At 38.0% G+C, this 11,655-nt stretch carries 9 protein-coding genes; 8 read left to right on the top strand and 1 reads right to left on the bottom strand.

Translation table 11 applies throughout. The annotated features are described in order from the left end of the window. Nucleotides 1-261: 261 nt before the first annotated feature. From IEX12_RS20035 to pdxA, 3 genes are read left to right on the top strand one after another with little or no spacing between them, the layout of a single operon-like run. Nucleotides 262-1,245 carry a 2-keto-3-deoxygluconate permease gene (locus IEX12_RS20035; RefSeq protein WP_188725768.1) on the top strand — a complete coding sequence of 328 codons (984 nt, stop codon included), beginning with the start codon at nt 262-264 and terminating at the stop codon, nt 1,243-1,245. 21 nt (nt 1,246-1,266) lie between these two features. Beyond that, nucleotides 1,267-2,559: a four-carbon acid sugar kinase family protein gene (locus IEX12_RS20030; protein ID WP_102414651.1), complete on the top strand. Its 1,293-nt coding sequence runs from the start codon at nt 1,267-1,269 to the stop codon at nt 2,557-2,559. A gap of 2 nt (nt 2,560-2,561) precedes the next feature. Then, nucleotides 2,562-3,557, top strand: coding sequence for a 4-hydroxythreonine-4-phosphate dehydrogenase PdxA (gene pdxA / locus IEX12_RS20025; protein WP_188725767.1), 996 nt, complete (start codon nt 2,562-2,564; stop codon nt 3,555-3,557). A gap of 292 nt (nt 3,558-3,849) precedes the next feature. Here the strand turns inward: pdxA and IEX12_RS20020 are convergent, their stop codons facing one another. Beyond that, complete coding sequence (locus IEX12_RS20020; RefSeq protein WP_155554246.1) at nt 3,850-4,098, bottom strand: hypothetical protein; 249 nt, start codon at nt 4,096-4,098, stop codon at nt 3,850-3,852. Between the two features lie 500 nt (nt 4,099-4,598). On the opposite strand from IEX12_RS20020, the gene IEX12_RS20015 reads away from it, so the two are divergent. The 5 genes from IEX12_RS20015 to IEX12_RS19995 all read left to right on the top strand — a co-directional run bounded on the left by IEX12_RS20015 (nt 4,599) and on the right by IEX12_RS19995 (nt 11,315). After that, complete coding sequence (locus tag IEX12_RS20015; protein WP_155554247.1) at nt 4,599-6,623, top strand: BglG family transcription antiterminator; 2,025 nt, start codon at nt 4,599-4,601, stop codon at nt 6,621-6,623. Nucleotides 6,624-6,637: 14 nt separating this feature from the next. Beyond that, on the top strand, nt 6,638-6,919 hold the full coding sequence (locus tag IEX12_RS20010; RefSeq protein WP_155554248.1) for a PTS sugar transporter subunit IIB: 282 nt from the start codon (nt 6,638-6,640) through the stop codon (nt 6,917-6,919). 29 nt (nt 6,920-6,948) lie between these two features. Then, nucleotides 6,949-8,301 (top strand): PTS ascorbate transporter subunit IIC, encoded by a 1,353-nt coding sequence (gene ulaA, locus IEX12_RS20005; RefSeq protein WP_155554249.1) that lies wholly within the window; start codon nt 6,949-6,951, stop codon nt 8,299-8,301. A gap of 124 nt (nt 8,302-8,425) precedes the next feature. Next, a complete protein-coding gene (gene tkt / locus IEX12_RS20000) occupies nt 8,426-10,432 on the top strand; it encodes a transketolase (RefSeq protein ID WP_188725766.1) in 2,007 nt (668 codons plus the stop codon). A gap of 82 nt (nt 10,433-10,514) precedes the next feature. Continuing rightward, on the top strand, nt 10,515-11,315 hold the full coding sequence (locus tag IEX12_RS19995; RefSeq protein ID WP_188725765.1) for a histidinol-phosphatase HisJ family protein: 801 nt from the start codon (nt 10,515-10,517) through the stop codon (nt 11,313-11,315). The last annotated feature ends 340 nt before the right edge of the window (nt 11,316-11,655 follow it).

The raw sequence follows: 11,655 nt of genomic DNA, 5'->3' as shown, positions 1-11,655 counted from the left end.
TTGGGGTTACGTTCTTGGGTTGTAGAACGTTACCACAACATCAGGGCCAGCAAGCGACAGCGCGGTAGCCGAACAAAGTGTACAAAATGATGATGCCCGGAATATTGGTATGAAAGCAACGTCGAGAAAAACTTGACACATACAAACAATTAAATTATGTTGCATTTTAAATCGTATTATTTTATTATAGTGAATGTAATCGCTTTTATATTTTTGGTTGTTTAATATTTAAACAATAATACTTAAACTAGGGGGAGAAAGATGAGGATTAAAGCAACACTAGATCGGATACCAGGTGGTATGATGGTAGTTCCATTATTACTTGCTGCAACACTTAATACATTTGCACCTGATTTGCTGAGGATTGGAAACTTTACACAACAGCTATTTGTTGATGGTTCAGGAACACTAATTGCGTTATTTCTATTATGCACAGGAGCACAAATTAATGTACGGAATGTGGGTGTTAGTCTTGGAAAAGGAGCGACGTTGTTAGCAACAAAATGGGTAGTAGGTGCAGTTATCGGGCTTATTGCCTATCTATTTGCCGGAGACAACGGTTTGTGGCTGGGTCTTGCACCAATTGCAATTATTGCTGCAATGACAAACAGCAATGGTGGATTATATGTAGCGCTAGTTGGACAATATGGTGACAAAACAGATCGCGCGGCATATTCATTGCTTGCACTAAATGATGGTCCATTTTTCACAATGGTAGCTTTAGCAATCTTTGGTGCAATGGGCTTTGTTGATGGAATGTTTTCCGTGGTATCATTTGTTTCCGTTTTATTACCGATTATTGTTGGTATGGTACTAGGTAATTTAGATGAAGAAATGCGTAAGTTTTTAGATAAGGGAAGTTCCATGTTAATACCTTTCTTTGCGTTTGCACTAGGTATGGGAATTGATTTCGGTGCGATTATTAACGGTGGATTGTCAGGAATTCTTCTTGGTCTAGCAACTGTCTTCTTAACAGGTACTGCAGGCTACTTTATATTTAAGGCGTTTAAGTGGAATCCGATTGCTGGTGCTTCAGAAGGATCAACTGCAGGTAATGCGGTAGCAACTCCGGCTGCAATTGCTGCTGCAAGTGCGAGCTTTGCTGCTAATGTTGACCTTGCTACTGTTCAGGTAGCAGCTTCAACCGTGACGACAGCGATTTTGTTACCTATCTACATCGGATTCCTTGTAAAACGATTGGAGGAAAAAGGTGTAAAAATTCCAGACGATTATGTGATTAAATAACTTAAAAAGGAAGTTCTCATCATGAAAAAGCAAATAGGAATTATTGCGGATGATTTAACTGGAGCAAATGACTCTGGAGTTCAGTTAACCAAAAAAGGCATTAAAACATCTGTCCTTTTTGATATTCCACTTGAATGGAATAACGTTGATGGCGGGTTGGTAATTGATACGAATTCACGAGCGTTAGCTATACAGGATGCCATAACCTTAACAGAACAGGCGGGGCTATTTTTAAAAAAAGCTGGTTACAGTGCTATTTATAAAAAAATGGATTCTACACTTAGAGGATATATCGGAACTGAATTGCAAACACTTTATGATATATTCAAACCAGAATTTGTCTTCATTGCTCCAGCTTTTCCTTCGCTTGGAAGAACGACAAAAGCTGGCATTCACTATGTTAATGGTGTGAAATTAGCTGATACAGAAATATCCAAAGATCCAAAGCATCCAGTTACAAATTCGTCTATCCCAGCTTTGTTAGAAGCAGAAACTGGCCGTAAAGTCGGGTTGTTAAAGCAAGCAGACATTTATAGTGATACAACCATTTTTGAAAACAAAATAAATGCATTCAAAGAAAATGGAATCTATTATATCGTTTGTGATGCCGAAACACAGGATGATTTACGTGAAGCAGCAGTAAAAATGAATGCTGTCTCTAATCGGATAATTTGGGCGGGTTCTGCTGGGTTAGCCGAAGTAATTCCAGATGTTTTGCAAATTAGCAAGAGGGCTCAAGAACAGGCTTCATTGAATTGTAAGCACGTTATGACAGTTTGCGGTAGTTTGTCACAGGTAACGCAGAGCCAAGTACAGTTTGCTGCGAATCAACCGAACATTACAGTCGTGGAATTAGATCCAATGCAGATTTTTTCAGATGAATGGAAAATAGTTCAGCAAGATTATATGCAGCGATGTCTCGGAGGATTTGACAAAGGAAATGACGTTGTATTGTACGTTCCTTCTAATGAAGAAGTGAGGGAAAAAGTGAAGGAAATTGGGACCAACTTGAATTTAACCGGTTATCAAATCGGCGAACGTATCTCTGGTGCAATCGGTGAAGTTGTGGAAAAGGTTTCACAGAAAAATTATGATCTAACCGGATTCGTGCTTACTGGTGGCGATACAGCAAAAGATACTTCACGTCACTTGGATGGAATAGGTTTTCAATTAATCAAGGAAGTTGAATCTGGAATTCCTTACGGGCGATTAATTGGCACAAATAAGGAATATATGGTTGTCACGAAAGCAGGAGCATTTGGTAAAGAAGATTCCATTTATAAAGCAATGATGATGTTGAAAGGAGTTCTTTAAAAATGGGTAAAAAGCCAATTATCGGAATTACGATGGGCGATGCAGCAGGTGTTGGTCCGGAAATAATTGTCAAGAGTTTACAATCTAAACGTATTTATGAAGAATCAACACCTATTGTTGTAGGTGATGCAAAGATGCTAAAACGTGCGTCAGATGTTTTAAATTTGGATGTAACGATTAAATTAATTGATAAGAATTCAATGTTCGAAACCCAATATGGTGAAATAGCTTGTGTTGATCTTGACCTGTTGCCGGAAGACCTTCCCTATGGACAAGTATCTAAAGAAGCCGGACATGCTGCATTTGAGTATCTTCGGACGGCAATTGAGCTCGCGAACAGTGGGAGAATTGATGCAATTTGTACCGCACCATTGAATAAAGAAGCGTTGCATAAGGGTGGACATGTCTATCCGGGGCATACAGAGATTTTGGCAGAACTAACAAATACGAAAGATTTTTCAATGATGTTAGCTTCACCAAAACTGAAGGTTATTCATGTAACGACACATGTTGGCCTTTTGGATGCAATTAAGATGATCAATCCAGACCGTGTTTATAATGTCATTCGTTTAGCACATGAAACACTAAGCAAATCTGGGGTAACCAATCCGAAAATTGGTGTGTGTGGAATTAATCCACATGCCGGTGAAAATGGCTTATTTGGTTATGGGGAGGAAGAAGAAAAAATTATTCCTGCCGTTCAAAAAGCAATGAACGAAGGGATTCATGTTGAAGGTCCACTTCCGGCTGATACATTATTCTTCCGTGCGCAACGTGGAGATTTTGATATGGTAGTTGCCATGTATCATGATCAGGGTCATGGCCCAATTAAGGTGTTAGGACTTGAAGCCGGCGTAAATATCACGGTCGGCTTGCCAATTATCCGAACAAGTGTTGACCATGGGACAGCATTTGATATTGCAGGTAAAGGCATTGTTGACGAAAGAAGTATGTTAGAGGCATTAAACCAAGCAATTGCACTTGCACCAAAAAATTAGAGGTACGGAAGGAGTAATTGCTTAAAAGCAACCTCTCAGTTAATGGGAGATGTGAAGGGAAAACCTCGTTATCGACAGACAGAAAACGTAAAAAGGCCAGTTTGAGAATTTCCATAATCATGAAAAGTGACATAAAAAATACCTTCGCTCCAGAATCAATGATAGATGGATGCGAAGGTATTATGCGTTTTTTAGATAAGTAATATATGTGCTAAATCAGAAGACCAAACGTAGTTAAAGCCTGGTGATAAGCCAGGTTTTCTACTATTTCGGGATTGCGTTATGTGAGGAACTATTGCTGTTCGGATAACCGACGGAGCTTTTTCTCATGTTGGGCAGTTTTACTTAATACATAATCAGTAGTTTCCTGTGTTTCTGTTAATTCCACTCGAATACCGTCGACTTTTTTACCAAGTCGATCAAAACCTTTGTCCATTTTCGACTCTAATTCTATTCTCATGTTGTCCATCTTCTCATTCATCTGCCCTGAATGGCGTCGTAACTCGTGTAATATTTCATTTAGTACCGTTTCCTGTTCCATTTTTCACCCCCTCGTATTGAATAGTATATATGATTACAGACAGATTGAAAAGACTCTTGGGAATCACAAAAAAGCTGGATTTTTGGCCATTAGAGAATGGAATAATATAAAAATACAAATTTTAATGTTCCAAAAACATTAATTATTGGAAAAGTAAAGAGGGGAAATTGTTTTTTTGAGTAGCGTGCCCAGCAAGCCGTTAATTGCTAGTTGGTGAAAATCCAACCCAAGTAAGTGTCGAGACGCTTGGTAGCTGACAGGCAACTGGTGGAGAAATCCTAAGGTTGAAGCCAGTGACAATGTAACTTCCTATGAAGTGCCAGCAACTCAGCAGACCGTAACTTGCCGCCTCATTTATAGTTGCGTATCTACCTTCATAAATATGTCATCAAATGGACCCAATTAATGTCCGGAATTAGCAACTAAGTTTGGGTTCAAACACAATTGAAACTTTATGTGTAAGCGTTTTATAATTTAATTAAGAGATGGAGGGGGTCCCATTGTTTGATCAAAGATCCTATAAACTCTTTGAAGAAATAACGAGACATGGTCAAACGACTGTTTCGGAGGTTATGAGAAAAGTAAACTTGTCCGAGCGACAGTTTTACTATGATTTGGAAAAGATTAATGATGCACTAAAGAGTGTGGATATGCCACCGATTAAAATAGTTAATGCAGATTTCATTGTAGATAATAAGGTAAAGAAGCTGGTCAAATCTGGAACGATCTTAGATTTTAATATTCATAAGTTTATTTTGTCTGAAGAGGACAGGGTCTTCTTAATATATTTATATACATTTATTCGCAAAGAACCAGTTTCAAATTACCATTATCAACTGTTGACAAGTGTGAGTAAAAATACATCCTTATCAGATGTGAAGCGAGTAAAAAAACTGTGCATGGAATGGAATGTGGAATTAGTGTATTCGAGATCGGATGGCTATCACTTAGTAGGAGGTGAGTCAGCTAAAAGAGGATTAGCTTTCTATTGTATAGATTATTTGTTAACTCAACCGCTTGGAAAAGAAATCATTTTTTTAGCGTTAAAAACCTGGGAGCAGGAAGAAGATTTAGTATTAACGCAAAACATCATTAACGAATTTATCGAGGAAAACAATATTTACCTAGTGAAAACCAGAAAGACAGAAATGATCCTTCATCTTACGTTTATTAGAGTTCGTAATAAAAGTGAGGAACTTTTATTCAATGAATATGAAAAACAGCTCCTGCAACGACAGAGTTTATTTAAATATGGAAAGAAACTTGCACATGCGTTATTTGATGGTGCAGAGAATGAGATATATTACGTAACGATACAGTTGCTTACAGCTCTTGAAAAGGTTGAATTAACGGAAAACCCCTCTTTGGAGGAACTAACGGTTCAGATTATCGATGCGTTTGAGAAAAATACATTATTACCGATAGAAAACAAGGATTATTTAAAACAAAGTTTGTACAATCACTTAGTACCGGCCTTTTTTCGAATTACGTTCGGAATACCGTTGGTTAATCCATTGACATCAAGGATCAAAACCAAGTATGCAGACTTATTTCAGTTTGTCAAAAGGTCATTAGCTCCGTTGTCCATGTGGACAGGTAAAAAGATTAGTGAAGAAGAAATCGGTTATTTCACGCTTCATTTTGGTGGGTATCTCGAAAAAGATAGAAAAGCGATAAAAAAGCAAGTAAATGCTTTAATTGTCTGTTCTAATGGTGTGAGTTCGTCGATTATGCTTCGGGCACAATTACAGGAAATGTTTCCAGATGTTTCTTTTTCAAGGGTCAACACAGCAGAACAAATAAAAGCTATACCAGTCAGTAGTTATGATTTAGTTTTTTCCACTATCGAGGTGGATTCGATTAAACCGGTATATACCGTGAAACCATTGTTATCGCAAGTTGAAAAAAACTATTTAATTCAGGCGGTTACATCAAAATTTCCATCGTTAAGCCATCATCATTTTTCTGTAGATCAATTAATGGAATTGATAAGAAAACATGCGGAAATAAAAGATGAAAAAAAGCTGTTCTCTGAACTAGTCGATTTAATTCATCAGAAAAATACAGAGACAAGGGGGAATAAACCCATGCTATCAGATCTACTAACAGAGGACATGATCCAGTTTACTGATAAAGAATTGGGATGGAAGGAAGCGATTTCTACTGCAGCTCAACCATTAGTTGAAGCAAATAAAGTTCAGAAAAGGTATGTTAGTGCCATGGTGAAAAAAGTAGAAGAAGTTGGCACATACATCCATATTGGTAATGGAATAGCTATACCTCATGCAAGACCCGAAGAAGGTGTAAACCAGATAGGGATGTCCTTTTTAAGAACAACGACACCCGTTAAATTATTGGATAAGGAAGAACACAAAATAGATATTTTCATTTGTTTAGCTGCAATTGATAATGAGGCGCATCTGAAGGCATTGTCCCATTTAACAAGGATTTTAGGCGATAAAACAGCACTCAAGGCATTGAAAGACGCCAAGACAACCGAAGATGTTATAAAAATTATTAAATAAAGGGTGAAGAAGAGATGAAATTTTTAGCGGTTTGTGGATCAGGATTAGGAACAAGTTTCATGGTAGAAATGAATATTCAGCAAGTACTTCAGGAATTGGGTGTTTCAGGTGTGGAAGTCTACCATTCAGATTTAAGTTCTGCAACACCAGGTGATGCAGATGTATATTTTTTGGCAAAGGATATTGCAGAGGGCGGAGCCCATCTTGGAGAAACTGTCGTGCTTGATAATATTATAGACATGGATGAATTGAGAGAAAAGGTTAAACAATTAGTAAAAAGTAAGAATCTGATTTAACGAATAGATTCCTGAGAAGGGGGAGCACCATGAATAAATTTTTAAGTGTTCTGGTCGACATATTAAGTGAACCTGCGATTTTAGTAGCTGCAATCGCATTGATTGGATTGCTTGCACAAAAGAAAAAGGTCTCTGACATCATGAAAGGAACGATAAAAACGTTTGTCGGCTTCCTGGTAATAGCTGCAGGGGCAGGAATATTAGAAACTGCACTATCTCCGTTTGGTGAAATGTTCCAAGAGGCATTTCAGGTATCCGGTGTTGTTCCTAATAATGAGGCGATTGTAGCCTTAGCGTTAAATGAATATGGTACAAATACGGCTTTGATCATGTTCTTTGGAATGATTGTGAATATATTAATTGCAAGATTTACCCGATATAAGTATATCTTTTTAACGGGTCACCATACGCTTTATTTAGCATGTATGTTTGCGGTAATAATGGCGGTGGCAGGCTTTAATACAGTCCCATTAATTGCAGCTGGATCAGTAGCACTAGGGATTGTTATGACGTTATCACCGGCTATTTTGCAACCGTTTATGAGGCAGTTAACCGGAAACGATAATGTGGCTTTAGGTCATTTTAGTGCAGTAGGTTATGCAATAAGTGGTCTTATCGGGAAATTGTTTAAAAACAGTAAAGAAAATTCAACGGAAAATATTAATTTTCCGAAAGGTCTTGGTTTTTTACGTGACAGCACAGTAAGTATTGCTTTAACAATGGTAGTTATGTATTTGATTGTAGCTCTGTTTGCAGGTCCTTCCTTTGTAGAAGGTGAATTAAGTGATGGTACGAACTACTTGGTATTCTCACTTATTCAAGGTGGTAGTTTCGCAGCAGGAGTTTTTATTATTTTATCAGGTGTTAGGTTGGTGTTAGCAGAAATAATTCCAGCATTTAAGGGTATTTCTACTAAATTAGTACCTAACGCTAAACCGGCTCTCGATGTTCCAATCATCTATACCTATGCGCCAAACGCTGTGTTAATTGGATTCTTTAGCAGTTTTATTGGCGGGGTCTTCAGTATGGCTATCATGTTTCTATCCGGAACTACCATTATCCTGCCAGGTGTTGTCCCACATTTCTTTACTGGTGCAGCGGCGGGAGTACTGGGAAATGCAACTGGAGGCTTAAAAGGATCTGTTGCTGGTTCTTTTGTAAACGGTATTATCGTCTCTTTCCTGCCAGTATTCTTATTACCAGTATTAGGCGATTTAGGATTTGCTAATACTACTTTCTCGGATGCGGATTTTGGAGTTTCCGGAATATTCTTTGGAAGCTTAGCAAACTATGCTGGACCAATTGCAATCGTCATTAGCTTAATCGTTATTCTCGTGTTAATGGCAATCCCCTTTGGTAAGAAGAAGCAAGTACAGAAATAATCAACGAAGAGCATTCAGGACAGGGAGATATTCCAATTACAGTCCTGTCATCTAATAATCAATACTCCCATATGCAATATAGTTAGATAATACATGGGAAATTAAAAAACACGGAGGAATCGAAATGTCCGCAACTACAACATCAATATCCCAATTATCGATTAATACAATACGTACGCTTACGATTGACAGTGTAGAAAAAGCACAGCATGGGCATCCAGGTATGCCAATGGGCGCGGCTCCAATGGCATATGCACTTTGGAAAAATATAATGAACATGAACCCGGAAAATCCTAGTTGGTTTAACAGAGACAGATTTATACTTTCCGCAGGTCATGGATCGATGTTACAGTATTCTTTACTACATCTTGCTGGTTATAATTTACCTTTAGATGAACTCAAACGATTCAGACAGTGGGGAAGTAAGACACCTGGGCATCCAGAATACGGAATTACACCAGGAGTTGAAGCGACAACAGGTCCACTAGGTCAAGGTATTCCCGCAAGTGTTGGGATGGCATTAGCTGAAAGACATCTTGCGGAAACGTATAACAGAGAAGGGTTCCCAGTTGTTGATCATTATACGTATACGATTTGTGGTGATGGGGATTTGATGGAAGGTATATCCTATGAAGCTGCTTCATTCGCTGGACATTTAAAATTGGGACGTCTAATTGTATTATATGATTCCAATGATACCAGTTTAGATGGAGAACTTGCACTGTCATTTTCGGAAAATATAAAGAAACGATTTGAATCCCATAACTGGCAGTATCTATATGTTGAAGATGGTAATGATATAGAAGCGATTGAAAAAGCGATTAAAGAAGCAAAAGCTGAAGAAAATCGCCCAACCATCATTGAAATCAAAACCAAAATTGGATATGGTGCCCCTACAATCGAGGGGAAAAGTGATGCCCACAGTGATCCAATAGGGCAGGAAGAGATTAAACGTGCGAAGGCGTTCTACAAATGGGATTACGAAGAAGACTTCTATGTACCGGAGGAGGTCTATGAAGATTTCAGTAGTATAAAGATAAATGGAACAGTAAAAGAAAAGGAATGGAACCAGCTGTTTGAACAATACAAGGAAAAGTATCCTGAATTAGCACGGGAGTTAAATAGAATTGTTGCTGGTGAACTTCCTGAAAACTGGGATGCCAATTTACCTTCTTACCAAGAAGGCGATACCTTGGCTACAAGAGCTTCAGCAAGTGAAGTTTTACAAGTATTGGCAACTAATATACCGGAATTAGTTGGTGGATCGGCAGATTTGGATTCTTCAACAAAAACGAGATTAAAAGCGTTTTGTGATTTAAATAAAGAAAATTATGCGGGTAGAAATGTATGGTTCGGTGTTCGTGAGTTTGCAATGGGAGCTATCGCAAATGGGATGGCGCTACACCATTTAAAACCATTTGTAAGTACATTTTTTGTTTTTTCTGATTACATCCGCCCAGCAATCAGACTGGCTGCACTTATGGAGGTTCCTGTAACGTACGTATTTACACACGATAGCATTGCGGTTGGCCAAGATGGACCTACTCACCAGCCAGTTGAACAATTGGCGGCCTTCAGAGCCATGCCCGGTATTACAGTTTTACGTCCCGCAGATGCTAACGAAACAAAGGAAGCCTGGCAAATTGCTGCTTCACAAACCAATCGTCCGACAATACTTGTACTTGGCAGACAAGGTGTTCCAACCTTAAAAGGAACAGATATATTAGCGGAGGAGGGTGTTCAAAAAGGTGCATATGTTATCTCCCAAGCAAAAGGCACTCCTGCAGGTATTCTTATTGCAGCTGGTTCCGAAGTTAACTTAGCATTAAAAGCGCAAAATCAATTAGCAAATGAAGGGATCTTTGTGAATGTTGTCAGCATGCCGTCTTGGGACTTGTTTGATAAACAATCAACGGAATATAAGGAAAGTGTTCTTCCGAGCAACCTGCAAACACGGTTGACGATTGAAATGGGTTCCAAAGTCGGTTGGAAGGAGTATGCTGGAAGTAATGGAGCTGTAATGAGCATTGATACTTTTGGAGCTTCTGGACCTGGAGAAGAAGTGATAAAACATTTTGGATTTACGGTCGAAAATGTCGTGAAAAATTTTAAAGAATTGTATAATAACTAAAAAAATAATGAAATAAGGTAGCCTGTTAATAAGGTTACCTTATTTTTTCTTCAATATGTATCTGCTAAAGGAGATTTAACAAATGTGTTTAATAGACTACCACCACCACACTTCCAATTCATTTGATTCTAAAGCAGAAATGGAAGATATTTGTGAGCGAGCAATAGATAAGGGCATCGAAGAGATTTGTTTTACCGATCACTTTTCAGTAAATCCGAAACTACCAACTTATGGCTTTATGGATTTTAATCGTTATTTTAGGGAGATTGAAGCTTGTTGCAAAAAATACAATGGACGGTTAACCATAAGAACAGGGATAGAATTGTGTGAGCCACATTTGATGATGAATAAATATGAAGAAGCCTTAGGTGGAAAGCAATTCGATTTTATTCTAGGCTCTGTGCATAACATTGATGAAGAAAAATTAAGGTTATTTATGGTTAATAAGGACCCTTATGAAATTTACTCTCGATATTTTGAAGAAGTGTATGAATTGGTATCTAAAAGTGACATTGATGTTATCGCTCATCTGGATTTAATGAAGCGATATGCGAAGACACCTATCGGGAATTATCGTTTTTCTGATTTTCAACCTATAATAAAGCGTATATTATTGAAGGCAATTGAGCGAGGAATTGGGATTGAAATTAATACTTCTGGACTGGCGAATCCAAAGGTTGAGGAAACATTTCCTACGATTGAAGTAGTAAAATTATATAAGGAACTTGGTGGGGAAATAATTACGATTGGGTCTGATTCTCATCGGGGTGAGACAGTCGGTTCACATGTCAAAGACGCTCTTCAAATAGCCAAAGAGGCTGATTTTAAGTATGTTAACACATTTGAAAATCGTCGGGCAAAAATGATGAAAATAGAGAATTAAAATGGGGGGGATTTCAGTGAATTCAAATCGGTTAGTATAACGTAGCTCCTATATTTCGATGATATCCTAAACTTGTCAATCGGATTGATACGAGCGGTGCGTTGGTAATTATTTCTTACCAAACATCAACTACAAATTATTAAGGTTTTTGATTACGAGAGGATATTAATATACTGGGTTAATACAGTTTAATTGTCTTTTGGGTAAGATTAAGGATGTGTAAAAAAATTGGATTCCGTTGTATAGAAAGCCGTCGGGGGTATCCCTCAAGTAATATCATAACTTGAGGGATACTTTTTTAGATTCTATAGGAATAGAGATCTCGTATAGTGCTAGATGT

The sequence above is a fragment of the Lentibacillus populi genome (assembly GCA_014642895.1).
Classification (GTDB): Bacteria; Bacillota; Bacilli; order Bacillales; family Amphibacillaceae; genus Lentibacillus_C; species Lentibacillus_C populi.
The sequence above is the reverse complement of the archived record's forward strand: the minus strand, read 5'-3'. Positions and strand labels throughout refer to the sequence as shown.

Coding starts and splice junctions, on each gene's coding strand:
- ulaA (WP_155554249.1), top strand. CDS start 6,949: ATGAATAAATTTTTAAGTGTTCTGGTCGACATATTAAGTGAACCTGCG.
- pdxA (WP_188725767.1), top strand. CDS start 2,562: ATGGGTAAAAAGCCAATTATCGGAATTACGATGGGCGATGCAGCAGGT.
- IEX12_RS20020 (WP_155554246.1), bottom strand. CDS start 4,098: ATGGAACAGGAAACGGTACTAAATGAAATATTACACGAGTTACGACGC.
- IEX12_RS20030 (WP_102414651.1), top strand. CDS start 1,267: ATGAAAAAGCAAATAGGAATTATTGCGGATGATTTAACTGGAGCAAAT.
- IEX12_RS20035 (WP_188725768.1), top strand. CDS start 262: ATGAGGATTAAAGCAACACTAGATCGGATACCAGGTGGTATGATGGTA.
- IEX12_RS20010 (WP_155554248.1), top strand. CDS start 6,638: ATGAAATTTTTAGCGGTTTGTGGATCAGGATTAGGAACAAGTTTCATG.
- tkt (WP_188725766.1), top strand. CDS start 8,426: ATGTCCGCAACTACAACATCAATATCCCAATTATCGATTAATACAATA.
- IEX12_RS19995 (WP_188725765.1), top strand. CDS start 10,515: ATGTGTTTAATAGACTACCACCACCACACTTCCAATTCATTTGATTCT.